19 protein-coding genes are annotated in these 26,617 nt (G+C 44.5%); 6 read left to right on the plus strand and 13 right to left on the minus strand.

Translation table 11 applies throughout. The features are described from left to right. Positions 1 to 23: 23 nt before the first annotated feature. The 6 genes from C6Y39_RS07785 to C6Y39_RS07810 all read right to left on the minus strand — a co-directional run bounded on the left by C6Y39_RS07785 (position 24) and on the right by C6Y39_RS07810 (position 7,940). Positions 24 to 473 carry a DUF192 domain-containing protein gene (locus tag C6Y39_RS07785; protein ID WP_105930712.1) on the minus strand — a complete coding sequence of 150 codons (450 nt, stop codon included), beginning with the start codon at positions 471 to 473 and terminating at the stop codon, positions 24 to 26. Between the two features lie 72 nt (positions 474 to 545). Further along, positions 546 to 3,158 (minus strand): bifunctional aconitate hydratase 2/2-methylisocitrate dehydratase, encoded by a 2,613-nt coding sequence (gene acnB / locus C6Y39_RS07790; protein WP_105930853.1) that lies wholly within the window; start codon positions 3,156 to 3,158, stop codon positions 546 to 548. Positions 3,159 to 3,519: 361 nt separating this feature from the next. Beyond that, positions 3,520 to 4,467 carry a DNA ligase gene (locus tag C6Y39_RS07795; RefSeq protein WP_105930713.1) on the minus strand — a complete coding sequence of 316 codons (948 nt, stop codon included), beginning with the start codon at positions 4,465 to 4,467 and terminating at the stop codon, positions 3,520 to 3,522. A 140-nt stretch (positions 4,468 to 4,607) separates the two neighbouring features. Continuing rightward, on the minus strand, positions 4,608 to 4,892 hold the full coding sequence (locus tag C6Y39_RS07800; protein WP_105930714.1) for a DNA ligase: 285 nt from the start codon (positions 4,890 to 4,892) through the stop codon (positions 4,608 to 4,610). A 6-nt stretch (positions 4,893 to 4,898) separates the two neighbouring features. Then, positions 4,899 to 6,080, minus strand: a complete 1,182-nt coding sequence (locus C6Y39_RS07805; protein ID WP_105930715.1) for an alpha/beta hydrolase-fold protein — start codon at positions 6,078 to 6,080, stop codon at positions 4,899 to 4,901. 147 nt (positions 6,081 to 6,227) lie between these two features. Beyond that, the gene (locus C6Y39_RS07810; protein ID WP_105930716.1) at positions 6,228 to 7,940 is read right to left on the minus strand and encodes an ATP-binding protein; all 1,713 of its coding nucleotides are present in this window, start codon (positions 7,938 to 7,940) and stop codon (positions 6,228 to 6,230) included. 271 nt (positions 7,941 to 8,211) lie between these two features. On the opposite strand from C6Y39_RS07810, the gene C6Y39_RS07815 reads away from it, so the two are divergent. Then, on the plus strand, positions 8,212 to 9,216 hold the full coding sequence (locus tag C6Y39_RS07815; protein ID WP_105930717.1) for a 5'-methylthioadenosine/S-adenosylhomocysteine nucleosidase family protein: 1,005 nt from the start codon (positions 8,212 to 8,214) through the stop codon (positions 9,214 to 9,216). Positions 9,217 to 9,276: 60 nt separating this feature from the next. Here C6Y39_RS07815 and C6Y39_RS07820 read toward each other — a convergent pair whose 3' ends face one another. The 4 genes from C6Y39_RS07820 to nhaC form a co-directional block, all read right to left on the minus strand. Further along, complete coding sequence (locus C6Y39_RS07820) at positions 9,277 to 9,543, minus strand: DNA ligase (RefSeq protein ID WP_105930718.1); 267 nt, start codon at positions 9,541 to 9,543, stop codon at positions 9,277 to 9,279. Between the two features lie 234 nt (positions 9,544 to 9,777). Then, on the minus strand, positions 9,778 to 12,588 hold the full coding sequence (locus C6Y39_RS07825) for a bifunctional aconitate hydratase 2/2-methylisocitrate dehydratase (RefSeq protein ID WP_105930719.1): 2,811 nt from the start codon (positions 12,586 to 12,588) through the stop codon (positions 9,778 to 9,780). Positions 12,589 to 13,050: 462 nt separating this feature from the next. Then, positions 13,051 to 14,154 (minus strand): PQQ-dependent sugar dehydrogenase, encoded by a 1,104-nt coding sequence (locus C6Y39_RS07830; RefSeq protein ID WP_105930720.1) that lies wholly within the window; start codon positions 14,152 to 14,154, stop codon positions 13,051 to 13,053. Positions 14,155 to 14,299: 145 nt separating this feature from the next. Further along, the gene (gene nhaC / locus C6Y39_RS07835) at positions 14,300 to 15,787 is read right to left on the minus strand and encodes a Na+/H+ antiporter NhaC (protein ID WP_105930721.1); all 1,488 of its coding nucleotides are present in this window, start codon (positions 15,785 to 15,787) and stop codon (positions 14,300 to 14,302) included. A 439-nt stretch (positions 15,788 to 16,226) separates the two neighbouring features. On the opposite strand from nhaC, the gene C6Y39_RS07840 reads away from it, so the two are divergent. The 5 genes from C6Y39_RS07840 to C6Y39_RS07860 all read left to right on the plus strand — a co-directional run bounded on the left by C6Y39_RS07840 (position 16,227) and on the right by C6Y39_RS07860 (position 24,051). Further along, a complete protein-coding gene (locus C6Y39_RS07840; protein ID WP_205664173.1) occupies positions 16,227 to 16,706 on the plus strand; it encodes a hypothetical protein in 480 nt (159 codons plus the stop codon). Positions 16,707 to 16,812: 106 nt separating this feature from the next. Further along, positions 16,813 to 18,381 (plus strand): AMP-binding protein, encoded by a 1,569-nt coding sequence (locus C6Y39_RS07845; protein ID WP_105930722.1) that lies wholly within the window; start codon positions 16,813 to 16,815, stop codon positions 18,379 to 18,381. Between the two features lie 147 nt (positions 18,382 to 18,528). After that, the gene (locus tag C6Y39_RS07850; protein WP_105930723.1) at positions 18,529 to 19,674 is read left to right on the plus strand and encodes an FIST signal transduction protein; all 1,146 of its coding nucleotides are present in this window, start codon (positions 18,529 to 18,531) and stop codon (positions 19,672 to 19,674) included. After that, complete coding sequence (locus C6Y39_RS07855) at positions 19,671 to 22,976, plus strand: PAS domain-containing hybrid sensor histidine kinase/response regulator (protein WP_105930724.1); 3,306 nt, start codon at positions 19,671 to 19,673, stop codon at positions 22,974 to 22,976. Before C6Y39_RS07850 ends, C6Y39_RS07855 begins: the two co-directional genes overlap by 4 nt. Beyond that, positions 22,963 to 24,051, plus strand: a complete 1,089-nt coding sequence (locus tag C6Y39_RS07860; protein ID WP_105930725.1) for a response regulator — start codon at positions 22,963 to 22,965, stop codon at positions 24,049 to 24,051. The genes C6Y39_RS07855 and C6Y39_RS07860 overlap by 14 nt, the downstream gene beginning before the upstream one ends. Before the next feature lie 182 nt (positions 24,052 to 24,233). On the opposite strand, the gene C6Y39_RS07865 is transcribed toward C6Y39_RS07860, so the two are convergent. The 3 genes from C6Y39_RS07865 to C6Y39_RS07875 are packed head-to-tail and all read right to left on the minus strand — an operon-like array spanning position 24,234 to position 26,585. Continuing rightward, positions 24,234 to 25,559: a tetratricopeptide repeat protein gene (locus C6Y39_RS07865; RefSeq protein WP_105930726.1), complete on the minus strand. Its 1,326-nt coding sequence runs from the start codon at positions 25,557 to 25,559 to the stop codon at positions 24,234 to 24,236. A gap of 6 nt (positions 25,560 to 25,565) precedes the next feature. Next, positions 25,566 to 26,174, minus strand: coding sequence for an energy transducer TonB (locus tag C6Y39_RS07870; RefSeq protein WP_012517281.1), 609 nt, complete (start codon positions 26,172 to 26,174; stop codon positions 25,566 to 25,568). A 3-nt stretch (positions 26,175 to 26,177) separates the two neighbouring features. Beyond that, on the minus strand, positions 26,178 to 26,585 hold the full coding sequence (locus tag C6Y39_RS07875; protein WP_071817097.1) for an ExbD/TolR family protein: 408 nt from the start codon (positions 26,583 to 26,585) through the stop codon (positions 26,178 to 26,180). Positions 26,586 to 26,617 lie beyond the last annotated feature (32 nt).

Raw genomic sequence — 26,617 nt, forward strand, 5'->3', positions numbered from 1 at the left:
CAGTAACCGCGCGGTCTGCGCAGTTAATCAATCGTAATTTGGTCGCCTACTTTTATATTATTCTCGGCAAACCACCCTTGGTTCATTTCCAACGCGTAAAGTACCTCTTTCGATGATCCGACCGACTCCAAACTGTGGGGAGTGAGAGGTTTTATATCCGTTATTACGCCATTTCTGTCGATAAATGCCACGTCTAGGGGAACAAAAGTATTTTTCATCCACATGCCCGCAATTTTGGGGCTAGAAAATTTGAAAAACATACCGCAATCTACGCATAAGGCTTTACGAAACATTAGACCCTGGGCGCGCTGTTCGAAGGTTTTGGCATACTCTACTTCATAGTGCTTGCCGCCTATCTCCAGTGTGATGGATTCGAAGTCCACTGAATTCAGCGACGATACAGGGTCAACCTGCGCTTTTGCACACCCTAAGGTTAATACAAGTGCTGCAACAATAAAGAAAGATTTTCCCATTAGACATTCCTTTTCACCATAAAAAAAGCCGGTCACCTTAACGGCCACCGGCTTTGTAGTTTATACACTATTTTAGGCAACATTCAATGTTGGAATAATGCGCGCTTTCGCTTCTTCTTCAGCCTTTTTAAAACTAGGCATTTTATCGAAGTTTAAGTAGCGGAATACTTCACCGGACATCGCGTTAATTTTGCTGGCATATTCCATGTATTCGTCGGCTGTTGGGATACGTCCTACAATAGCGCCCACAGCAGCAAGCTCTGCTGAGGTCAAATACACATTGGCCCCATCGCCCAAACGGTTAGGGAAGTTTCGAGTAGACGTTGAAAGAACCGTTGTACCAGCATCAACCCTTGCTTGGTTACCCATACATAGTGAGCATCCAGGCATTTCTGTGCGCACACCCACGCGACCATAAATGTTGTAATAGCCCTCTTCCATCAACTGGGCTTTATCCATTTTAGTCGGTGGTGACATCCACAAACGGGTAGGCAGCGTTTTATTGTATTGCTCAAGCAGTTTGCCGGCTGCGCGGAAGTGGCCAATGTTTGTCATACACGAGCCAATAAAGACTTCATCTACTTTATCGCCAGCAACTTCAGATAAGGTTTTTGCATCATCTGGATCGTTCGGGCAGCACACTATGGGCTCTTTAATCTCGTTGAGGTCAATCTCAATAACCTCTGCGTACTCGGCATCTGCATCGGCACGCATTAATTCTGGGTTCGCGAGCCACTCTTCCATTTTCTGCGCTCGACGTTCTAGCGTACGCGGGTCGCCATAACCTTCGTTAATCATCCAGCGAAGCATAGTAATGTTTGAACGCAGATATTCAGCGATTGACGCTTCAGAAAGGTTGATGGTACACCCTGCGGCTGAGCGTTCTGCTGATGCATCTGAAAGCTCAAACGCCTGCTCTACCGTTAGGTTCTCTAGGCCTTCAATTTCTAATATACGGCCAGAAAAGGCGTTAATTTTGCCTTTTTTCTCTACCGTCAACAGCCCTTGTTTGATGGCGTACAGCGGAATGGCGTGTACTAGGTCGCGTAGCGTAATGCCCGGCTGCATTTCGCCTTTAAATCGCACCAGTACTGATTCTGGCATATCAAGGGGCATTACGCCGGTTGCCGCAGCAAACGCCACTAAACCAGAACCCGCCGGGAATGAAATACCTAGTGGGAAACGGGTATGTGAATCACCGCCAGTACCAACCGTATCCGGCAGCAACATACGGTTTAACCAGCTGTGAATAATACCGTCCCCCGGGCGAAGCGATACACCGCCACGGTTCATTATAAAATCAGGTAATGTGTGCTGGGTTTCTATATCCACCGGCTTTGGATAAGCCGCGGTATGACAAAATGACTGCATGGTTAAATCGGCGGTAAACCCTAAACAAGCTAAGTCTTTAAGCTCATCGCGAGTCATAGGGCCTGTGGTATCTTGCGAGCCCACGGTTGTCATTTTAGGCTCACAGTAGGTGCCAGGGCGAATACCTTCAACACCGCAGGCTTTACCTACCATTTTCTGTGCTAGCGAGAAACCCGCTCCGCTTTCTTTGGGTTGTTCCGGCGTACGGAAAAGATCAGTTGGGCCGAGACCAAGTGTCTCACGCGCTTTCTCGGTAAGGCCGCGACCGATAATCAGATTAATACGTCCGCCTGCACGAACCTCATCTAAAATGACTTTCGACTTGTAGCTGTATTCTGCGAGAAGCTCACCGGTTTCGTGATTAGTGATCTTGCCTTCAAACGGGTAGATATCTATCACATCCCCCATGTTCATTTTTTCCACATCGGCTTCAAACACCAACGCGCCGGCGTCTTCCATTGTGTTAAAGAATATAGGTGCGACTTTTGAACCAATGCACACACCGCCACCGCGCTTATTTGGTACGCCCGGCAGGTCTTCGCCAAAGAACCACAACACAGAGTTAGTGGCCGATTTACGCGACGAACCTGTACCAACTACATCACCGACAAAAGCGATAGGGTATCCCTTACTCTTAACTTCTTCTATCTGTGCCATTGGGCCTTTAACGCCTGGCTCCTCCGGAACAAGTCCTTCACGCGGCATTTTATAAGCTGCAAGGGCGTGCAGAGGAATATCTGGGCGAGACCATGCGTCAGGGGCTGGAGACAAATCATCAGTATTGGTTTCACCGGTTACCTTAAAAACGGTGTAGGTAATTTTGTCGTCCATTAGCTTGCGCGACGTAAACCACTCACCCTCAGCCCACGATTTAATGATGTCAGTGGCGTACTCGTTACCTGCTTTGTGCTTTTCTTCCACATCGTGATAGGCATCAAACATTAAGAGCGTATGTTTTAGCTCTTTCGCTGCCAGCGGCGCTAATGCCTCATCGTCGAGTAGCGCTACTAATGTGGCAATATTGTAGCCACCGTGCATATTACCAAGCAGTTCAACCGCTTTTTCTTTGGAAATAAGCTCACAGCTGTCCTCTCCTTTTGCGATGGCACTTAGAAAGCCGGCTTTAACGTAAGCCGCCTCATCAACCCCTGGCGGTACACGTTCTGACAGCAGTTCTAATAAAAAATCCCCTTCACCTTCCGGGGGATTTTTTAATAAATCAACCAGGCCAGCCACCTGTTCAGCATTGAGAGGTTTAGGTGGAATATTTTGAGCGGCACGTTCTTCAACGTGATTGCGGTAATCTTGTAACACAGTCTCTTCCTCTACGTTAGCTTGCGCACTGGGAGTAAACGGTCTTGTGAACACTTGACGCAAGGTGTGTTTAATAAATCATCAACAGTATAACTTCACAGGCTAGTTTTTTAAATTTTGCGCCCTTTTTATTCACTTATAATCGCTATTCATACCATTACTTTTAAACGACAAAAGCGATTAAATAGAAGTAAACAAAGTCTTTCGAGTAGTTAGCGTATAGATAAGTTATAAGGGTTTATGACTTAAAGACAAGAAGTTAACTGTACGTGACGCTTCCTTGAATAAAGAAAACCGTAAACGATTAACAACAGCAAGTGAGAGGGGGTTCATAGAGTGTGCACAGTCATTTTGAAAAGTGTTAATTGGGTAAGTCTGACTGAGGTCTAGTGCGAAGGTAGCTTGCAAACTTTGGCTTCCCATTTTTCGTTACACCGTAAAACTTAAAGGTCACCCAACTGCCGATGGCAGGCGGCGACTGGCGGTCTATTTTTGAAAAGCCCGTTCCTAATTTAAATTGAATACCTTCTCGCGTTTCTATAAGAAGCGAGCCCATCATCCCTTTAAAACGACCTTTCCCTGGAAGTTGCGCCAATACTTTCCCTTCTGCATCTTCAAATCGTTTTACTTTGAGTAGCTTGTTACTTCGCCCTGAGATGTATAGTGCTTTTTCATGATGTAGCATCAAGCCCTCCCCGCCTTCTTGTGTTACCTGATTTAGCTTTTCTTCAAGTGCATCAATAGATGTAAGCTTAAATTGAGGGATAACGGCAAACGTTGGGTTGGGGGTAATCTCACTTAGTCTGTTAAGCATGTTAAGCCGGGTTTGAAAAAGCTCACCTGTCATAGGCATGTCAAAGGCCATAAATCTAATTTTAGTCCAGCGTTTGCTTGATACGGAACGTGTTGTTGCAGTAGCGTCAGTTATAGATTTAGTGCTCGATAAAGCGTTGGTAACAGAGTGCAGCTCAACGCTCGTTAACGTTGAAAGCACAATAGAAGCCGTACGCTCAAACTCCCCTCTTCCTATCCAAAGTTCACCGTCAATAGTGGCTTTTGGCCACTTAGCAGTGAACCACGCGGGCGCAAAAATCTTGTTACCGTTGCGGGTGCGCAGTTCAGACCCGTCCCATCTTGCGCGAATGCCGTCTAACTTTTCGCTCACCCAATAATCGGCTATGTTAATTTCAGTGTCATTGAAATCGTACTGCTTGGCAAGTTGTACCCCATCGACAAATTCGAACTTGTCGTCGGCACTCACAAGACCCGTAACAAAAAACAACCAAAATAAAGTTAAAAAGTATCGCACTAGATTCACCTTTATTCATTAAACGTTACCTGCTTTAACGCTTTCAAAAACGAAGCTAAAACAAAGAAGGCAGAGTAAATTACTCTGCCTTCTCATCTTTTTTAACTGTACGTTGGATAGTTTTTCGTTTAACCGAGGCTTTAATCAGTAATTATATCAATGACAGAGATCAGCACCTCTTCTGCTAAGGCTTCACCAAAGGTTCTTTTTTCATTCCGTCGCATTTGATAAGTCTCTAAACAGGCATTTAACTGCTCATCAGCGGTGCTTACTCCATGAACATCTGCGTTATTAGCTTGCTCAATGCAGTGATCAGTTTGACCTGTCGTAACGGTACTGCAACTGCTCATGCTTGCTATGATAGCAACCATAATAAGTGCTGTGGCCAATGGTTTTACCTGTCGATTTGTATTTGGATGATTCACCGTAACTTATTCCTCAAGCAAAGATTGCAGACGTTTTTGTCGGCTTAAATACACCTGATGACCGTCGTGCTCTGGCGTCGAAAGGGCCAAAGCTTTATTCACATTCTCCAGTGATTTCTCATATTCACCCATGCGCTCGTAGCCATACGCTAAGCCATTATACGCATCTGGAGTCTGCGGATATTTGGCGATAGCATGTTCAAACAAGTCAATAGCCTTGTCATAGTTCTGTAAACCTACGTAGTGATAGCCTAACTCACGAATGACCCATTCCGGTGCTTCCAGTTTCTCGCCTCGCTGTCTTGAAACGCGGGCATAATACTCGCTGATACTATTCACATCGCCAGTGTACTGCTGCGGCATCAAATAGGCTGATAAAAACAGGTGGTGGTAAGCGCTAAAAGTAGACGCGGCAGTAACCAGATTATGCGGGACATCGGCATAGGCTTCATTTTCCCACCTTAAGCCAGCGGGTTGGTTAGCTCGCATTCCAGAAATCATGTCGTTGTAATAAGAACGCATGGGGGCGCCTTCATTACCAATAGACGTGTAAATATAATGGTCTAATTGGTTGGCAGATTTTAAGAACGCAACCACCCGCTTTGCAGATGCGCCATAATTCCACCAAACTGCAGCACTGTAAGTAAGCGCGGCGTTAAAAAGCTCAGGTTTTTGGGAAAGCGCGTATAACGCAAATACACCACCTGCTGATGCGCCCTCAATCACTCGAAAGTCATGCACACGATATTTACTCTCTACCACGGGCATAAGTTCGGTGGTTATAAAAGAAAGAAACTTTGCTCCGCCACCACCATAGCCTACTGGCCCGTTTGGATCTTCATTTGCCGTTGGGTAAAGATCTCGAAGACGGTCGGTATTTTCAATCGCTACTATAATCACTTCTGGCGCAGCATTTTGAGATTGGAGCGACTCCAGTACCGCATTCATTACAGGAAGGTTGCTCCCTCCATCAAGTCGATAAACAACGGGATATTTCTTATCAGGATTTTCCGCATAGCTTTTAGGAAGCTGAACCACCACTTCTCGTTGCTCGTTTAACACATGGGATTGGAGTTTCTCTACTTTGAGTTCGTAACGCTGACTGTCTGTGTCAGGCTCACTGCTAACCGTAAAACTTGGTAAAGCAAAAAATAATAGGGCAATAATGGTGTGTAAATATGACTTCAAATTTAAATCCTTTTATATAACCCCATGTTCTACAAGCACTGTCTTTGAGTAAAGAATTTGAATATCGGCTAGATTGGGCACGGGCGTCTTTTTTAATTTATGTTTTTAAAGAAGTTTATTAGAACTATCTTTACTCATACGTCTAAATTACTCCGTGTCCTCCACTTTGGCAATACGGGAATTTTTTGCAGACATGTCGCCGCCCAAATATTTGGTCAGCGTCGCGTATAACTCCGACCTATTGACTGGTTTCGTGAGGTATCCATCCATTCCTGACGCTAACGCTTTATCTATCTCTTCTACAACTACCGCAGCAGTGAACGCGATAATAGGAATAGTGATATTTGCCTGTCGCAACGCAAATGCAGCTTCAGAGCCGTTCATTTCAGGCATATGTAAATCCATTAAGATAAGGTCGAAATTATGATTATGCGCAAGCTCTACGGCTTGCTTTCCGTTATTAGCTAGTACGACCTTAAGCCCTAAATCTTCCAACAACGATTTGGCCACGACCTGATTAATGTCATTGTCCTCGGCCACTAGCACGCTAAGATTCGAGAACGACGGTACATTCACTTGTTCAAAAACGTCAATTGGGCTCTCTGCAATTTCAAACGGCAGCTCAAAATAAAATTCACTTCCTTCACCCTGAGCACTTAGCAGATAAACCGTGCCGCCCATTGCTTCAACTAAGCTTTTTACTATCTGTAAACCCAGTCCTGTACCACCATGCACTCGATTTATGCTGCTGTTAGCTTGGGTAAAAGCATCGAATACACGTTCTTGTTCAGAGGCATTAATCCCCTCTCCCGTATCTTTGACTGAAAACCGGACAAATTGATGAGTCTTTGACGCTTCCCCTTTCGCCAAACATAAGGTGACGCTTCCGTGATGAGTGAACTTTATCGCGTTGCTCACTAAATTGTTTAATATTTGAGAAAGGCGCGTTGCATCACCCACTACACAGGTATTCAATTTTTTATCGACATTTATTCGCAATGAAATGGCTTTGTTCTCTGCTAATTGCGCATAGAAAGCTACACAATCTTTGGCAGCACGTTTTAGGTCGAAGGGGATAGATTCCAATGTGAGTTTTCCCGCATTCAGTTTAGAGAGGTCTAGAACGTCATTCAAAATGCGATTAAGTGAAAGCCCTGAACGCTGGATCTTTTCCAAATTTGGTCGCACCTTTTCTGTGATCTCATTGGATAACACAACATCGGTCAAGCCCAGAATACCGTTTAACGGCGTGCGGATTTCATGTGACATAGTTGCAAGAAACCGCGATTGTGCAGCCGAAGCTTGTTTTTCACTCTCAAGTGCTCTGTTTAGCTCAAGGGATTTCTTTTTACTCTCCAGCAAGGCTTTCTCCAACTGACTTGCCAAGACATAGATGATTAGAGAAACAACCACATTTGTTAAGCATAACCTTAACCAAAGGGCTTCATCGTAAGGTTTATCATAGAAAGGGACAAAAAACGTGCTGCTTGCAAGCACTACCATGGCAACAACTCTCCAACTATTAGAGAGCAACAAAATAGGAAATATGGTGGCAATAGGCGCCAAGGTTGCGGGCATAAGTCCATTGCTTATTACCAAATAAGGGGCGACTGGAATCGTGAGCAAGGCCCACAATTTTGCCAATAGTTCCTGATATTTAGGAAAGGTGAGACCTGCTGCTGATATAGAACACCAGGAAAGACCGAAAAATGATGCCACATAAACGTTATCGGGTTGTTTAATAGCGATAACCGCTACGATCAATAAAGAAAAACCTAGCAAAATTTTGAAGCCCGCGCTTCGCAAGCTCGCAGTGACTTCGCCAAATGATTCAGGTGTTGTGGTGTACTGCTTCGACATTAGGCGTTCTAAAGATGAGTAAATAGCTGATAACTCAGTATAAGTACTAAACAGCGTCTCTGCATAAAAATAATGGGGTCAGTGTACTTTTCCCAAGCAATCTGCTCCGCTCCGATTACCCATTCTTGGCCTGAACCTTGCTGCCGAACCTTACTAATATATTGAATAGTAGTGTCTTAAGCCTTGCCTACAGCATTCAAAGGCTTTTAGACTCCTTCTTGTTCCATTGTATGCACCCGTTTGGTGCGCAAATAAATTAAATAAGGTCACTATGCGCTTAAGTAGTTTTGTTTTATTCGTATGTATATCACTGTCGTCTTTCGCTAACGACGACACCAGCCAATATGGCCCGAAAGATTTTTCAAATGTATCGAACAAATGGACGGCTGTTGTTGCCGCCTACGAGCCCGAAATTGAAGCCATAGATGCTGCATTTGCTGATATAGATGACGCTCAAATTACGCAAACCATCTATATAAAAGGAGTTAAATACCAACTTGGCACCTACAAAGGTGAGCCCATTGTTGTATTTAGTACGGGTGTCAGCATCACTAATGCTGCGATGACAGTACAGATGGCGCTGGATTACTTTCCTATTGATAAGTTGGTGATGATGGGGATTGCTGGCGCCATCAACCCTAAATACACCCCTGGTGATATTGCTGTGCCTGAACGCTGGTACTTCCACGATGAATCTGTCTATATCAATCCGAAAAAAGATGATGCTAGCGCCTATGAGTTACCTGACTATTACGCTAAACAACTCGAATATTACAAAGCGCGCCGGGACACAGATGAGCATGCCCCTAACTATAAAAACATAGGATTTATTCACCCTACTGAAGTCGCCGTTGTGAAAGAAGGATGGGATGCTCGCAGGAGAATGCCATACTTTACTGCCGATAAAGCGTTGTTAGAAATGGCAAAACGTGCGCTCAAAAAGATCCCGCCTATCACTATGCCATCAGGTAAAGAAATACTGGTAGATATAGGCGGTAACGGGGTAACCGGCTCTGTGTTCGTAGACAACGCCAAATATCGCGAATGGCTACGGGACGTTTATACCGCAGATGTAGCTGAAATGGAATCGGCAACAGTTGCACAGGTGAGTTTTGTAAACGATGTGGACTGGCTAATTATCCGCTCAATCAGCGACCTAGCTGGCGGGCAGCACGGTAAAAATGTAGAGAATGTGTTTGACGCTATAGCCTCTGGTACCGGCACCAAGCTGCTACTTGGCATACTTGATGAGCTTGTAGCAACCGACCCACAATAGATAATAAATGGGGTCAGAGTACTTTTTAACTGATGTACTCTGACCCCATTATTTAAAAATTCAGTTTCTGTTGGAGAACGCTCGTTGCAATATTGCTACCATTAGGTCGCCAAACAATGCCCCCGGCGCTGAACGTTCCGCTCGCCTAGCTTGATAGGATTCATCGAGACAATGCTGTAAACGTGCATTAGCCACTTCTGCACTGTTTGTTTCGACCTCATCAACCTGTTCAATGCATTTGTCAGTGTGTACCATGCTTGTCGTACTGCAGCCCCCTAAAGCAAAGCATGTCGTGAGCAGGACAATTAATATCTTAACATTTTTCATAGCTTACCTTTCCTTAGTACACAATGAATACAATTCGCCTTATTGAATAAGTGTAGTGTTTGGTTACGTATTGTTCAATAAAGGATTGGGGTCAGAGTACTTTTTAGAAAAATGTACTCTGACCCCAATTCTTTGAGCTGCTACACCGTTAATGTACTCTGACCCCATAATTTTAGATACAAAAAAGCCCCAACCTAGGTTGGGGCTTTTTAAGATTTACTTAGCGTTAAAAGCTTATACGCGCTTAACGGCTACATCAGCTTCGAACTTAGGCTTAACTGCCAAGTCTTCAGAAGGCGGAGCAAACTTGGTTAGGTCAATGCCTGCAACGGCTTGCTTGTACTCTTCCGTTGTTGGGAAGCGGCCAAGTACGGTTGAAAGTACTACTAGCGGCGTAGAGCCAAGTAGCGACTCACCTTTCTTCTCATCAGAGTCAGCTACAACACGGCCTTGGAAAAGACGCGTTGACGTTGCAATTACTGTATCGCCCGGCTCAGCTTTTTCTTGGTTACCCATACATAGGTTACATCCAGGACGCTCTAGGTAAAGAATGTTGTCGTACTTAGTACGCGCCGCTTCTTTAGGCTTAGCATCATCAAATTCAAAGCCAGCGTACTTCTGAAGGATTTCCCAATCACCTTCTGCTTTTAGCTCATCAACAATGTTGTATGTTGGTGGCGCAACAACAAGTGGTGCTTTGAATTCTACAGAGCCGTTAAGCTTCTCTAGGTTACGTAGCATTTGTGCGATGATTTGCATATCGCCTTTGTGCACCATACAAGAACCCACGAAGCCTAGGTCTACTGGCTTACCATCGTAGTAAGAAACCGGGCGGATAACATCGTGAGTATAACGCTTAGATACGTCGTCGTTGTTTACGTCTGGGTCAGCAATCATTGGCTCGTCGATTTGGTCCAAATCAACAACCACTTCTGCGTAGTACTTAGCATTGTCATCTGGTGCAAGCGCTGGCTCTTCGCCAGACTTAATTTCAGCGATACGCTTATCAGCAAGGTCAATTAGCCCCTGAAGCATTTTAGCTTCGTTGTCCATCCCCTTGTCGATCATGATTTGAATACGCGTCTTGGCAAGTTCAAGAGACGCAATCATAGTTTCGTTGTCAGAAATACAGATTGACGCTTTCGCTTTCATTTCTGCAGTCCAGTCGGTGAAAGTAAACGCTTGGTCAGCCAGTAGCGTACCGATTTGTACTTCAATTACACGGCCTTGGAATACGTTCTCACCAGCGAATTGCTTCAGCATTTGCGCTTGTGTCGCGTGAACCACGTCACGGAAGTCCATATGCTCTTTCATGCTGCCTTTAAAGGTCACTTTCACAGACTCTGGAATTGGCATTGCCGCTTCACCTGTTGCAAGTGCTAATGCAACCGTGCCTGAGTCGGCACCGAATGCTACACCTTTTGACATACGGGTATGTGAGTCACCACCAATGATGATAGCGCGGTCGTCTACCGTGATGTCGTTAAGCACTTTGTGAATAACGTCAGTCATTGAGTGATACACACCTTTAGGGTCACGTGCTGTGATTACACCAAAGTTGTTCATGAATGACATAAGCTTAGGAATGTTAGCCTGCGCTTTCTTATCCCAAACCGACGCTGTGTGACAGCCAGACTGATATGCACCGTCAACAAGTGGAGAGATTGTTGACGCAGCCATTGACTCTAGCTCTTGGCAAGTCATTGGGCCCGTGGTGTCCTGAGAACCCACGATATTTACTCTAACGCGCACATCAGAACCAGCGTGTAGTGGTGCATCAGAGTTTACGCCAACCGCATTGCGATTAAAGATTTTCTCAACAGCAGTTAGGCCTTGGCCTTCGTGCGATACTTCTTTAGAAGGTGCATATACCGCTGGCGCCTCAATACCTAACGTGCGTGCTGCAAAAGACTGTAGCTGCTTACCGAATACTACCGCGTAAGAACCACCCGCCTTCATGAACTCCATTTTTTGAGGAGTAAACGACGCAGACACGTCAGCTAATTCTTCTGAACCATTGTAAAGCTTCTTCGCTTTAGTATCGATAGTTAACACCGTACCAGTTGCTACCGAGTATGCTTCTTCTAGTACTGGGTCGCCGTTAGCATCGCGAACAATTTCACCGTTTTCGTCTGTTTTCTTAACCCAGTTTTTAAGGTCAAGACCAATACCACCGGTTACATCTACGGTAGTTAGGAAGATTGGGGCGATACCATTAGTACCAGCAACAATTGGCGCTTTGTTTACAAACGGAATGTAAGGACTTGTTGGCTCACCTGCCCATAGAGCCACGTTGTTCACACCAGACATACGTGATGAACCTACGCCCATAGTGCCTTTTTCAGCAATTAGCATTACTTTAGCGTTAGGGTGCTTTTTGCCTAACTCAACGATTTCTTGCTGTGCTTCAGGGGTGATCATGCACTTACCGTGAAGTTCACGGTCTGCACGAGAGTGCGCTTGGTTACCTGGAGAAAGAAGGTCAGTTGAAATATCACCTTCTGCGGCAATATACGTTACCACTTCAATTTTTTCTGGAACGTCAGGCAGCTTGGTAAAGAACTCAGCTTTTGCATAGCTTTCTAGTACGTCTTTAGCAATCGCGTTACCCGCTTTAAATGCTGTTTCTAAACGTTCAGTATCCGCTTCGTACAGATAAACCTGAGTTTTCAATACTTCAGCTGCTGGTTTAGCAACTGCTTCATTATCAGAAAGCGCTAGGTCTAAAAGCGCCTCTACTGATGGACCACCCTTCATGTGTGAAAGAAGCTCAAGTGCAAACTCAGGCGTAATTTCTTCTACTTGTTCTTCGCCAAGTACAATTTCCTTTAGAAACTGTGCTTTAACAACAGCTGCAGGAGTGGTACCCGGCAACGTGTTATAGATAAAGAATTTTAGAGAGTCTTCGCGGTGCTCGTTTGTTGTATCTTTTATTTGAGCAATAATTTCAGACAGCAGATCTGCACTGTCAATAGGCTTAGGGTTAAGACCTAATTCCGTTTTACGGGTTTCGATCTCTGCCAGATATTCTGAATACAAACTCATATAGTTCTCTCGGTCTTAGTTTTACTTGGGCGTAGTGTTAAGTCGGTCTTAGCTATACGCATATAAAAATGAAGGGTATTTTAACCGATTTTCACGGCTTACGTAATGTTTGCATTAAAAGAGATGGGGTATGTGCCAACCGATATTTTACCTATACATACGTCCTTGAACCTTGTCTCTGTTAGCGCATAAAAAGGACGGAAATGAGAAAAATTGAAATTTTATTCTTTATTTTCATTGCGTTAAAAATTCACTCTGAAATTCACTCTATTGTTTTTGATTATTGTTCAGTAACAAACTAAATAAATAACCGTGTTGTGTTTATGCCAGACATTTATAATATTTATGGTACTACCAGTACAAATTACATACAAAAGAATCTCTGCACGACCTCTATTGGTCTGACCTTCAACCCTGCCGCATTGGCAATGCTTTGAACCACATCAAAGCGTCGCCCATCGCTTACGATGGAGAAATTCTGAAAACTTTTGCATTTTCGCCGTCTGTCAAAACCCAAATGTTACCACTTGCATCGACCTTTACGTCTCGAAGTCGTGTCTCTAGTTGGTCAATTATGGGCACCGCTTTCCAACCATTGGCGGCCTCATAAACGGCGAATAGTTGCTGAGCTTTAAGTGAACTCACCAATAACGTATTTTCTAACGACGCGAACGCGGTATGCGTATAAACCGCCATGGAAGAGGGAGCAATCGAGGGCGTCCAATCAACCAATGGGTTTTCCATCCCCTTGTATTGAGTGAAAGGAGAAATTCGGGCACCTGAGTAATCGAGTCCTTTAGTAATTACCGGCCAGCCATAATTATTACCTTTTACAATAAGATTTAATTCATCGCCGCCATCCGGACCGTGCTCGTGCTGATAGATGTCTCCGTTAAAGTTTACCAGTCCTTGCGGATTACGATGGCCCAAGCTGTAAACGTATGGTGCTTCTTCAAACGCGGGGGATGGTAACGGTTGGCCATCTAGTGTAAAACCTATGATTTTACCTAAATGGGAGCTAATAACCTGCGCTTGTTCTCGGTAATCAAAACCGTCTCCTGTTGTTACGAGATAGCCGCCTTCAGGTAATTTGAGCAATTTACCGCCGTAGTGCACAGGCGTATCTTTCCCGTCGTTCACTTCAAAAACAGGCTTGAGGTTTGTAATCCCTTCACTGAAAGAAAATGTCGCAGACACAATCGCCAACCGATTGTCCTCTGCTGTTCCCTTTGAGTATGATATTAAAAGTTCGCCCGACGTCATGTGGTGAGATTCGCTAAACCCACTGATAACCAGCAAATCAAGTACACCGCCCTGCCCCTCACTGTAAAGCTCGGGCAAAGACAATGAAAATTCCTTTTGCGTTTTTTCACTGGTGACTCGGGTAATCACTCCGTGCTTGTGTGAAATTAACAGTGAATTATCAGGCAGTAACGTCATCGACTTAGGAAAAACCAGCCCGCCTGCGTGCTCGCGAATAACATAGTCATCTACGCGCGCAAGACAACATTTCACGCTTAGAACAAGCAATATTAAGAGCGCTACAGCGTTTTTTATATTATTCATAACGGACTACTCGAAAGAGTTGGACAACACAGACACAATTGAAAACGAGACTTTTTATCGGATCTCAAAAAAGTCTCGTTCAATAACCGTGTTAATGAATCTACGTTAAGCCTTATGCGCTTTGCAAGTTATTAGTCGGAGCTGTTCAATCGGTGACTGGCGTTCCGTCGTCGTTAAACTTCGCAATTTTTGCCCCCGTCGACTTCCACTCTTCACGCTCTTTCTCGGTGGCTTTAGGTGAAAACCAACCGACATAGGCATAGAAGATGCCAATGAGAGGCGCGGTCCAGCAGGCAAATGCCAGCGGAATATATAGCAAGTTTTCAAGGTTGCCTCCCGACACGCCCAAACCAAGTGCGGATATAACAAATGCTCCCCCTGCATTCCAAGGAATAAGAGGTGACATTAACGTTCCTCCCTCTTCGATACCTCGCGAAAGATTAAGAGTAGAGTAGCCCATTCCGCGGTAAACCGGAGAATACATCCGTCCTGGCAGAGCTACCGATAAATAGGGGTCGCCCGCTACTAAGTTAGTTGAGAACGCCGTACCAACCGCCGCAACCTGCGTACTAGCAAACGTCTTCGCTTTGCTTTTTATCGCATTAATAATACTTCTTAAACAGCCTGTCGTCTCGAGCGCCCCTCCAAATGCTAGGGCGATAAGCACTAACGAAATGGTCCACATCATTGATTGAACACCACCTCGATTCAGCAATGTATCAATCTCGACGATATTCGTTTGAATAGCATATCCGTTATTCGCATAGTCAAATACAGCCTGAAGGCTTTGCCCTTGCATCACCATCGCAAAAGCGCCGCCCACAACAACACCTGCAAATAAAGAAGGAAGTGGGGAGAATTTCTTTAATGCTAATACCATAACAACAAGAGCCGGCACCAGTGCCCAACCGGAAATAGTAAAATTAGACGCTAAGGATGTAGTGATCGCCTCAATTTTCACAAAAGAGACACTTTGTGAATCGATAACGAAGTAACCGACGCCGAGATAGATTAGAAACGCAATCAACATCGCTGGGATGGTAGTGGCCATCATATTCTTGATATGTGAAAAAACGTCAGTTCCGGTAACAGCAGGCGCAAGATTTGTCGTATCAGATAAAGGGGAAACCTTGTCTCCGAAGAATGCCCCCGACACCACAGCACCGGCAGTCCAGTACATGGGTATATCAAAACCTTCACCAATTCCCATTAGTGCGAGCCCGACTGTCCCCACACTTCCCCAGCTTGTACCTAGCGATACTGATACAACCGCACAAATAACCATGCCAGCCGCAAGGAAAATTTGAGGAGACAAGGTTTTAAGGCCGTAATAGATAATAGTAGGCACAGTCCCGCTGGCAATCCATATACCGATAATCATTCCTACAACAATAAGAACGCTTACGGACGGTAGCGCTACCAATATGACTTTAAATATTCCTGCGCGAATATCTAACCATGTGAGGCCAAGATAAATACCGACAAGGCTTGTGAGCGCCACGCCAATAGCAAGTGGAATGTGGGGTTCGAACACGCCAAAGTAAAATATCTGCGTGCCTAATATCATCAATGTAAGTACAACTGGCGTTAACGCGAGCAGTAGTATTGGGGTAGTGTGTTGTTCATCTGACATGCTAGTGCCTTCTAGGTCATAGCTGGGAAAATGAACTTGCCTCTAATTTTAACAGGAGACAAAAGTTAACTTTTCTCCCAGCTAATATATTTCCATAAATATTCGTTAATCTTTACGGACACCTGTGAAGAACAGATCGGTTAAATTTTAAACCCACTATCCCTCTAACCTTTCCGTTTCGTCGATATAGTGTTGGGCTAAAAAGCTTTTTGCAAAGACTCAATGTGTCGGATGGTCAGCACATTTAAAAAAATAAATACCGGTTAGGCTGGCGAGCTGCGCTTTAATAACCCGTGGCGTTGACGAATAAATCAACTGATTGTTGTATGTGGATAAACGTACTATGTTATGTCGTGCACTTTCGATAAAAAATAACAGCTTGATAGGTCAAACCTACATTTTACCTATAACAACGACCGGAAGCTTTTTGGCTAAAACAATGAAAAAATTCTTACGACATACATTTTTTGTTTTCATACCCGCATGGGCCGCGGGCTTTGTATTAGCGAGTATCCTTCACACCACGGCGGTATTGACGGAGCTTACAAAGATTGACGTTTCTATTGGGTTTAGCGACTGGCTCTTCATGATAAGGCAAGATTTACTAGGGCTCCTTCCAACCTATGGCTTAATTATTGTGGTGACACTCGCCCTTGCCTTTTTCATTACCCAGTACCTTATCAATCGTATTTATAGTAAGCGAACTGAAAGTGCGCCATTACCTACCCGCTTAGCATTGTTTTCATTAGCTGGAGCGGTTTCCTTTGGAATAATGCTCATGGCAATGCAGCCTATTCTTAACGTTACGCTTATCGCTGGCGCTCGTTCTTTAGCTGGTTTACTAGCGCAGTGTTTAGCAGGGGTTATTGCTGGGTGTGTCTTTGCCTACTTAGGTAATAAATTTAAAGCAAAAACATAAATAATATTGATAGTGCCGAATAAATTAACACAGATGTAAATAAAAGGTTAAGTTTGGTACTGTATAACGAATGCCTAATTACCATGCCCTACTAGGAACAAGCATTATGATAACTTATCCTGATAACGTGACCTGTCTAGCCGACTACATTGAACATGTAATGCACCAGTTTGCCGATAGGCCCGCTTACACGGCACTTGGACAAACCCTCACGTTTGCTGAAATAGATAGCAAATCGTCTGCACTAGCGCGATATTTTGTTCACGAAGCTAAACTTGCCCCGGGCACTAAAGTAGCCATTCAACTTCCTAACTTAATTCAGAATCCCATTGCCGTATACGCAGCATTACGAGCGGGTTTAGTGGTAGTCAACACCAACCCACTTTATACAGAAAGGGAAATGAAACATCAGTTTACTGACAGTGGTGCAAAAGCCTTGGTCATTCTTGGCGATTTACTTCCAAAGTTCACCAGCATACAAACTGAAACAGACATCAGTACTGTTATCACTACGTCTGCTACTGAACTTTTAGACCCTAATACAGCGCCCGCGCTTGACGGTACGGTATCACTGAGTAAAGCAATCGAAATAGGAAGTGAGTTACCTCAATTCGAACGCCCTTCGATAAATCTAGATGAGCTTGCTATGTTGCAATATACAGGGGGAACCACAGGTGTATCTAAGGGAGCGGCTTTAAGTAACAAGAACGTGCTAGCTAACTGCATTCAGATGCTAGAGCGCATCGGAGAAGGCTTTAAAGACGGTGAAGAGGTGCTTGTATGCCCGCTACCTCTTTATCACATTTATGCATTCACGGTAGGTATGATGGCGCTATTTGCTAAGGGTACGCAAATCATCCTTATTCCAAATCCACGAGATATTGACGGCTTTATTCAAACACTCAAGCCACACAAAATTTCTGCTTTCATGGGTATTAATACCTTATTTGTGGGCTTAGGACGCCATCCTGAGTTCTCGAAATTAGATTTCTCTAAGCTTCACCTCACTATGTCAGGGGGCACCACCCTTACTCAGGCAGCCGTTTCCATATGGCGAGATGTTACCGGCAACACCATTACCGAAGGTTATGGTCTTTCTGAAACGGCGCCCGTGGTTTCATTCAACATCCCCGGAAAAGAAGAAATTGGCACGGTAGGTCATGAATTAGAAGATACCGAAGTGGCACTATTAGACAGTTCAGATAAACCTGTGGCCGAGGGCGAGTCTGGGCAGATAGCAGTGCGCGGCCCCCAAGTTATGATGGGTTATTGGAACCGGGATGACGAGACCGCTAAAGTTATGACCGAAGACGGTTTCTTTAAAACCGGGGACATTGGTATACGCACCGAGTCAGGCGCTATAAAAATCGTAGACCGCTTAAAAGACATGATTATAGTTTCTGGCTTTAACGTTTACCCCAATGAAATTGAAGACGTTTTAACCACGCACCCTAGCGTAATGGAAGCAGCCGTCGTGGGCAAACCTGATGACAAAACGGGTGAAAAAGTTTGTGCCTTCATTACTGTATCGGCCGACGTATCTACCGACGACGTTATCGAACACTGCAGAAAGCAATTAACTAATTATAAGATCCCAAAATCTATTACTATTCTTGAAGAGCTACCTAAATCTACCGTTGGTAAAATTTTGCGTAGAGAACTTCGCTCCGCATGATAAAAAAAACAGCCGTTTTAGTATTTTCTTAAACGGCTGTTTTTCTCTAAAAATCAGTTTATTACTACGAAAGAATAACGTCCAAAAATTGTAAATTAGCTCAGTTGATACTATAAAGTACCAATTACTAATCCATTATCCATATCAATGCTTTCAAAGACGCTGTTTTTTACCAGCTTAGAAGAGCTACAGTCTGAGAGTGAGGCGTTGAGAGCGTTTTCACCATCGTTTGTTATCGCCTTCGCTTCGCCGACATTTTTTCTTATTCCCTCATTTCATAATACGCTGACTGAAATCTGTCACAATTGCATTGGGTGTAGTACTGCTGGTGAAATTTCTGGCAACAGAGTTTTTGAAAATGGTATCACTCTTGTCGCAGTACGTTTCAGAAGCATTGCCCAAGTCAAAATCTACCATACACGATTACAAGACATGAATAGCTCGTTTAGTACCGGGCAGTCATTGGCAGATGATATAGACAATGAAGGGCTAAGAGGTGTGTACCTCCTCGCGCCCGGTGTTGATGTAAATGGCTCAGCCTTGTTGGAAGGTTTGACAACCAAGTTACCCGAAAATATAGGAATAAGCGGAGGACTAGCCGGAGACTATGGCGCGTTTGAACAAACTTATGTGTTGCACCCTGAAGGCGTCGACAGCAGAAGCGTTGCCGCTATCGCTTTTTATGGTGAGAGTTTGTCATTTGATTATAGTGCTCATGGCGGCTGGCGTTCGTTTGGCCCGGCAAGAGCAGTAACATCAGCTACTGCGAATCAGCTCTTTGAATTAGACGGTAGACCTGCGCTTGATATCTATAAAGAGTACTTGGGCGAATACGCAAACGACCTTCCTGCAAGTGGACTCTTGTTTCCCTTCGAAGTTTTAAACGAGGAAGGCCAACCTACACAGGTCATTAGAACGATACTCGGCATAGATGAATCATCGAAAAGCTTAATCTTGGCAGGCGAAGTTCAACAAAGTCACTACTTACGTTTAATGCACGCGTCGACGGATGATCTTATAGACGGCGCTCATAGAGCTATAAACGGGATTACCCATTCCCCCCCAAACTATCATGCTGATTGTCTTGCCCTTGTTACTAGCTGTGTTGGACGCAAACTCGTTATGGGTGACCGGGTTGAAGAAGAAATTGAGGAAATAGACCGTCAACTTACCGGTCAAGTATGTATTGCTGGCTTTTACTCCTATGGTGAAATTAGCCCCTTACTTAATAAGGCCCAGTGTGAGTTACACAACCAGACGTTGACTATTATGTTATTAAGGGAAGCAACTTGACCCCACTATTAGAGCGCCAGTTGCGTCGAGCATTCAACCTCGACGATACAGTGACACTCGAGCGCTGGCTCGATGACCTCAAATCTAAAAGCGATGACGATCAAATTGAGGGAACGGCTGATTTCAAACAAGGGCTAGCATCGCTTATTTCACGAGTCGATGAGTCTTACGCTTTCTTTGAAAGAGATATAACGCTAAGAGATAGAAGTTTGCGCATCAGTTCAGAGGAACTGATGACGGTAAACAAAAAAGTTCGCCAAGAATACGGCGAACAGAAAGCCGTCATTGAAACTCTTAGGCGTGCAGTAAATCAGTTGCTTGAAGAGCGAAACAAGCCGCTCATAGATGAGAACTTTACCAATCTTTCCGATCTCAGTGCGCTGACCTATGAACTGATCAACGAACAGAAAAACGCGAATAATGAGCTGTTGCTCCAGCGCAAAGCCATGGATAAACACGGTATCGTGGCAACTATAGATCTCAATGGCATTTTGCTGTCGGCGAATGATAAATGCTGCCAGCTTTCTGGATACTCTCGCGACGAATTAATTGGAAAGAGTACCAATATATTTCGGGTTCAAAATATTCCCATTGCAGAGCAAACTAGAATATTAGCAACGCTGATTAAAGGTGAAATTTGGCAAGGAGAACTGCACAGTTTTACTAAGACGAATGAGCCATGGACGGTATTTGCCACGGTTGTTCCGATTGTGGAATACAACAAGCGAGTCAATCGTCTTGTCGTTATCTGCACAGACATGTCGGAACAGATGCGCCTTGCCCGCAAACTAAGAGAGGATCGCGCCTTTCACCAAAGTATTACCAATAGTATTGGTGAAGGGGTATATGCGGTAAATGGCGAAGGAAAAGCTCAGTTTCTCAACCCTGCGGCTTCTCGTCTTTTAGGCTGGACTGTCGAGGAGCTTGAAGACCGACGGTTTCACGATACCGTTCATTATCAAAAAGGGGATGGTACACTTCTACCTAGAGAAGAATGTCCAGTCAATTTGTCCATAAGAGCGGGCAAATCTTACGCTTCTTACGAAGATTACTTTACGGATAAACGGGGACGTTTGTTTCCTATCTCTATCGTTGCCGTTCCATTGCTTGACGAAGACGGCAGGCCGGATGGACATGTGGGAGTCTTTAGCGACATAAGCAGTCGAAAAGCTATCGAGCATAAATTACAGAAAGCTTACGACACCGCTCAAGGCGCGAATAAGGCGAAAAGTGACTTTCTCGCCACCATGAGTCACGAAATTAGAACGCCTATGAATGCTATTATTGGGCTTACTCACCTAGCCTTGGAAACGCAGGACGAAGACCAACGCCAGCAATACCTTGAAAAAGTCCAACGCAGCTCTAATGCCTTGCTAGAACTAATGAATAGTATTTTAGATTTTTCTAAAGTTGAAGCTGATAAGGTGGATATATTAAACGAACCTTTCACCCTAACTAAAACCATTGAGAAGCTTGCACAAGTTTTTCAAGTCAAGGCGCAGCAGAAAGGTTTACAGCTACTTTTTGATATACGCTACAACACGAATTCGCCTTGCCGTGGTGACAGCGAAAAAATCTATCAGGTTCTACTCAATCTTTTAAGCAATGCAATCAAGTTCACAGACAATGGTTATGTAGTGCTTAAAGTAAACAAGCGAGAAGACAAACTCTTTTTCAGTGTAAGCGATACCGGTATGGGTATTAGCGACGCAGGGAAGTCCAAACTCTTTAATGCGTTTGTACAAGCAGATGCCTCCATCTCTAGGAAGTTTGGTGGTACCGGGCTGGGTTTAGCCATTTGCAAACGTCTTGTAGAACTGATGGGCGGGGAGCTTACTCTTAAAAGTAAGATTCACGAAGGTAGCTGTTTCGCCTTTTCACTCCCAGTTTGTGTCGATGAAGGCCCCGTTATAAAACCATTCCTACCGGTATCTTTGCCTTCCGATGTACTTTGTATTCAAACCCACGACAGCGTAGCGCAAGGATGTCAAATTCTCGCGCAAACGCTGAAGAGGCTTAGCATCAATTGCGAAATTGTTGATGAACACAAAGCACGCATTGCTTCAACCGGGCAACAAACCATCGCATTTTTGAGTGATAACGAGGCGAGCTGGAAAGTTTTTTTAGACCGGTTGAATAATAACGACGATGTTCAGTTACGCTGCAATATAATAGTAAGCCCACTCAGTAGAGCAGACGTACAAAAACGCTTAGGAAAAAAGCGTTACAATGAATTCAGATTTGTGGAATTACCGTTCTCTGACAGAGAATTAATCTCGGCACTGTCTCCACTTGAATTGCCATTTACTGAAGCCGCGAAAGAGAGGCTCGAAAGTAAAAAATGGCGGATCAAACGGTTGTCTAATAAGCGTATCTTGGTGGTAGATGACGACCTAATAAGTCTTGAAATAAGCCAGCAAATCTTAGTGGATTTAGGTATGACGGTTGTGACAGCTGCCACGGGAGAGCACGCACTGACCCTTTGCGAATCGAACACCTTTGACGCAATTTTGCTGGATTGCCACTTACCTGGAATTTCAGGCTATGATGTTGCAGACAAGCTCGTAAACAGAGAGGGATGGCTAACTCCTATAATCGCGCTTAGTGCAGATGAGACTAATGAAGCTTCAGAAAAAGCATTAACGGCAGGTATGTGCTATCACTTAGTAAAGCCAGCAACGGCCGATGAAATAGTCCACACTATCGACTCTCACATTCACGCAGGTTACATCGACATTGATGCGCCCGAACGTGCTGACGAATTTACCATATCGCTGTTGGCGTTCTACACCGCATACAGTCAACGCAGCGTAATGACAGACTTACTTAACATCATACAGTCGCCTTCACATACAAGCGACCTGCTAAACGCGCTACTCGTTGATGCGCGTAAAATAGGGGCTACTACGCTAGAACGCTGCCTTGAGGTTTTACTTGAGTCGTTACAACGGCCTGATACCGCTATCGCAAAACATGTTTCTGACTTGTCTTATGCATTGGATGCCACACTGCGACTGATCGCTCATACCATTGATAAAAATGATGAAATTGAAAACACCAATGTTGATCCTGATGTTGACAACGGCGCTTTACTGGCTTCTTTAAAACAAACAAAAGACGCGCTTGAAACCTATGATGCAAAAGCGTTAGAGCATATATCTTTGCTCGCCGCACAATTTAGTGAATCAAGCCACGCTCACACCATCGCTCATTTAAAGCAACTGACTTCTGTTTATGATTTTGAAAGCGCTTTAACTGTTATAGAAACTCTTATTAATGACGTTATCCATGAAAGTACCTAACGACGCCGAACACGTATTTAATATTCTTGTCGTTGACGACGAGCCAGCGAATATTGATATATTACTGGGCATACTCAGCCCTTTTTACAATGTTAAGGTCGCCCCCTCAGGGCCTATAGCACTTAAAATTGCCAAGCAACATACGCCTGACCTTATCTTACTCGATATCATGATGCCGGATATGGATGGGTTTGAGGTATGCGAGCGACTTAAATCAGATGCAGTGCTTAGCCAGATTCCTGTGATTTTCGTGACAGCACTAACTCAAGGAGAAAGTGAAGAAAAAGGGTTTAAGCTTGGTGCAGTAGATTACATTACGAAACCGGTCTCGCCTAGCATAGCGCTGATGCGAGTAAAAACCCATCTCAGTCTCGCACATCAAATGCGCACCACCGAAAACTTAGTGGCTGAACGCACTGAAGAACTTAGCAGAAGTCAGCAAAGTGCTATTACTATGCTAGCGGCTGCAGGCCATTACAATGATACGGACACAGGGCATCATATTTGGCGAATGGCCGCTTACAGCAAATGCTTAGCCATGGCCTCGGGCTGGTCTTATGATGATGCATGCCTACTCGCGCAAGCCGCCCCCATGCACGATACAGGAAAAATAGGAATACCTGACTCAATTTTAAAAGCGCCGCGCAGGCTTACTAACAGTGAAATGGAAGTTATGCAATCTCATGCGCAAATAGGGCATAAAATTCTCTCCCGTTGTGATACTCCACTATTTAATCTTGCTGCTGAGATTGCCCTATGTCACCACGAAAAATGGAATGGTGCTGGCTATCCGCAAGGATTGGCAGGAGAGAACATCCCAGAAAGCGCCCGTATTGTAGCCATTGCAGATGTTTTTGATGCCCTTACAATGAAGCGCCCTTACAAAAAAGCATGGAATGATGAGGAAGCATTCGACTATTTACTTCAAGGTTCGGGGAAGCATTTTGACCCTAGATTAGTCGACTGCTTTTTATCAATAAAAGACGAAATTATCGAGACCAAGCACTATTGGAACGAATTGGAAGCGGAAGGAAAAGTTGTATCAGTGAGTGATTTACTCCCTAAAAACCTTTAATACCAGTACGCATAGATAATTACGAGTTATCGTCACAAGTTCTCATCGCACAAACATCCGCATATTTGTAATAAAGGCGCAGTAAGAGTAAACCTATCAAATATCAAATTAAAAACTTATGCGCATAAAAAAGGGCCGATTACTCGACCCTTTGAATTTTTAAGCTTCAAACTTAGCTGTTACTAACTAGCGCCTAGCTCAGCGGCAATAGCGTCAGCCTGACGTTTTTCGCCTTGTACAAATTGCTTCCACTGCTGTGCCATCGCACGGCTTTTCTGATGCTTTTCTGCTTCAGCTAGCTGATTGAGCGCAAGGGCATATTGCTTCTTGTTGTAAAGTGCCATCCCTTTGATCAAGTAAACCAAACCCGGGTTTCTCAAATCACCTTTTTCAACCGCACGGTCTGCCGCAGAGATGGCATCGTCAAAACGCTCTTCATTAAGAAGAATTTGAGCAAGTTGCGCATCTAATTCACCATCGTCAGAAAGCTCAGCGGCTTGCATCATAACGGGAATGGCTTTGTCTTGCTCTTTGGCAAGCGACCAGCTTTGGCCTAAGAACTTAAGGTTGCGCAAGTTTTTCTCTAGCACACCGTCGTTCATCGCCTGTTCCATCAACTTAGCACCTTTATACGGTACACGGTGATAATAATAAAGCTGTGCCATATTGAACACATCAGCGGATGTATTAACAAACCCACGCTGATAAGCGGTTTCCATAATAGCCAACTGCTTACGCTCTTCACCTAGCTCACCGTACATGCCGGCTAACTGGATCCAATACTTAGGCTCGTCAAACAGCTTCACCATTTTAACTAGAACGTCTTTAACCTTTTGAGGCTGCTTGAGTTCATAGAAAATAGCACGCTGGAGTATTAACCAGCCTTCATCAGGGATCATACCTTCCGCTTCGTGATCAGCTACGGCTTCCGAAATCCACATTGCCGCTTCGTCGTACTTCTTATTTTGATAGTACGCTTGGGCTTTTATCACTTTATTTTTAACCGGAACCGGGCCAGTATTTAGGCTTTCCCAACGTTCCAAATAAGTGATGGTGTCGTCGTAATTACCCTGCATAAGATTAAGCTGCGCTAAGCTGAAAAGTGTCGTCATTTCGAACTTTTCAGGAATAGGCTGCTGCTCTACGACTTTAGCAAACGATTCCAACGCTTTCGCATAGTCTTCGTTGTTGTAATAAATGAAGCCGAAAAAGTTGTACATCATCGCTTTTTCGTAGGCATTCATAGAATGAGACTTATCTTCCACTTCTTTCAAAATGGAAATAGCTTCTTCTACATTGCCCGCTTCATCAGCTGCCGTTTGGGCACGGGCTAGCTGCTCGTAGACTTTACCGCGAAGCGTAGGCACACGACGAGTTTTCTTTTCGCTCGCTTTTTGCTCTTGCGCAACAGCGTCACTCGCAACCAATATAGTAGGTAAAGATACTGTGGCCGATGCAAATGCAAACGCCAGTGCACTAAGCAATGTATTCGTCTGTTTTCTCATCATGTTCTGTTACCCGTCAATTTGGAACGTAATACGGTTTTGCACACCAGACACTTCTGTTGCTTCGCCATTAACCACGCGAGGTTTATATTTGAACTTCATGGCAGCATCGATAGCCGCTTGTTCAAATATACCTTCTGGGTTTGCTTCTACAACAATTGGGTCGCGCACCGCACCTTGCTTAGTTACCGTAAATTCAACAATAACAAAGCCTTCAATGCCCCGTTGAAGTGCGCGTCGTGGATATACCGGCGCAACTTTAACGATCGGGAGGTATTCACCGTCACCTGACTCAAGGGCCAAGCCCCCATCTAAAGAGATGTCGTCTCCCACTTCAGCCCCGAAATCCATCGACGTACCTTCTGCATCAGGAGAAGGCGAGTCCATTTGAGGTTGCTCCATTGGCGGAGGGGGCTCTTTTGGCTTAGGTGGCTTCTTTGGCTTACGATCTTTTTTCTCAACCTGCTCGTCCTGCTTGACCCTTACAAAGTCAAGCACGCTTCCCTTGGGCGGCTCAGTTAGCGCGCTGCCACCCATCTTGATAAGCGATTGCATCAAGAAGAACAGGCCTAACGTGATCGCAAGGGAGATAACAAATGCGATTAAATATCGTGGCATGATTTATTGCTCTTGGGCTGCAATCGAAACATCGTAAACGCCAGCGGCTCGTGACGCGTCCATAACCTTAATCAAGGTTTCTGTTGTGGCCTTTTTGTCAGCCTGAATAACAACAGTACCCTGTGGGTTTTCAGCGTGTAGGCGCTCAATATTCGCCTGCACGGCGCGGACATCAATACGACGCTTGTTTATCCAAATTTCGCCTTTATCTGAAATAGCGATAAGAATGTTGGCGCGATCCTTTTTCACAGCTGTGGCTGCTTCAGGACGGTTAACATCAATACCGGCTTCTTTCACAAATGACGCAGTCACGATAAAGAAGATCAACATGATAAATACAACGTCCAGCATGGGCGTCATGTCGATGGCTGCTTCTTCTTCATCGACTAAGTTTTGAAAGTGCTGCTTCATAATAAATACCTTACCTTAATGCTTAGCTAGCA

The organism is Alteromonas gracilis (assembly GCF_002993325.1).
In the GTDB taxonomy this organism is placed as follows: domain Bacteria; phylum Pseudomonadota; class Gammaproteobacteria; order Enterobacterales; family Alteromonadaceae; genus Alteromonas; species Alteromonas gracilis.

Bases quoted from the DNA above. Each gene is read 5' to 3' on its own strand.
- C6Y39_RS07785 (WP_105930712.1), bottom strand. From the start codon at position 473: ATGGGAAAATCTTTCTTTATTGTTGCAGCACTTGTATTAACCTTAGGG.
- C6Y39_RS07810 (WP_105930716.1), bottom strand. From the start codon at position 7,940: ATGTCGAAGCAGTACACCACAACACCTGAATCATTTGGCGAAGTCACT.
- C6Y39_RS07815 (WP_105930717.1), top strand. From the start codon at position 8,212: ATGCGCTTAAGTAGTTTTGTTTTATTCGTATGTATATCACTGTCGTCT.
- C6Y39_RS07820 (WP_105930718.1), bottom strand. From the start codon at position 9,543: ATGAAAAATGTTAAGATATTAATTGTCCTGCTCACGACATGCTTTGCT.
- C6Y39_RS07825 (WP_105930719.1), bottom strand. From the start codon at position 12,588: ATGAGTTTGTATTCAGAATATCTGGCAGAGATCGAAACCCGTAAAACG.
- C6Y39_RS07830 (WP_105930720.1), bottom strand. From the start codon at position 14,154: ATGAATAATATAAAAAACGCTGTAGCGCTCTTAATATTGCTTGTTCTA.
- nhaC (WP_105930721.1), bottom strand. From the start codon at position 15,787: ATGTCAGATGAACAACACACTACCCCAATACTACTGCTCGCGTTAACG.
- C6Y39_RS07840 (WP_205664173.1), top strand. From the start codon at position 16,227: ATGAAAAAATTCTTACGACATACATTTTTTGTTTTCATACCCGCATGG.
- C6Y39_RS07845 (WP_105930722.1), top strand. From the start codon at position 16,813: ATGATAACTTATCCTGATAACGTGACCTGTCTAGCCGACTACATTGAA.
- C6Y39_RS07850 (WP_105930723.1), top strand. From the start codon at position 18,529: ATGCTTTCAAAGACGCTGTTTTTTACCAGCTTAGAAGAGCTACAGTCT.
- C6Y39_RS07860 (WP_105930725.1), top strand. From the start codon at position 22,963: ATGAAAGTACCTAACGACGCCGAACACGTATTTAATATTCTTGTCGTT.
- C6Y39_RS07865 (WP_105930726.1), bottom strand. From the start codon at position 25,559: ATGATGAGAAAACAGACGAATACATTGCTTAGTGCACTGGCGTTTGCA.
- C6Y39_RS07870 (WP_012517281.1), bottom strand. From the start codon at position 26,174: ATGCCACGATATTTAATCGCATTTGTTATCTCCCTTGCGATCACGTTA.
- C6Y39_RS07875 (WP_071817097.1), bottom strand. From the start codon at position 26,585: ATGAAGCAGCACTTTCAAAACTTAGTCGATGAAGAAGAAGCAGCCATC.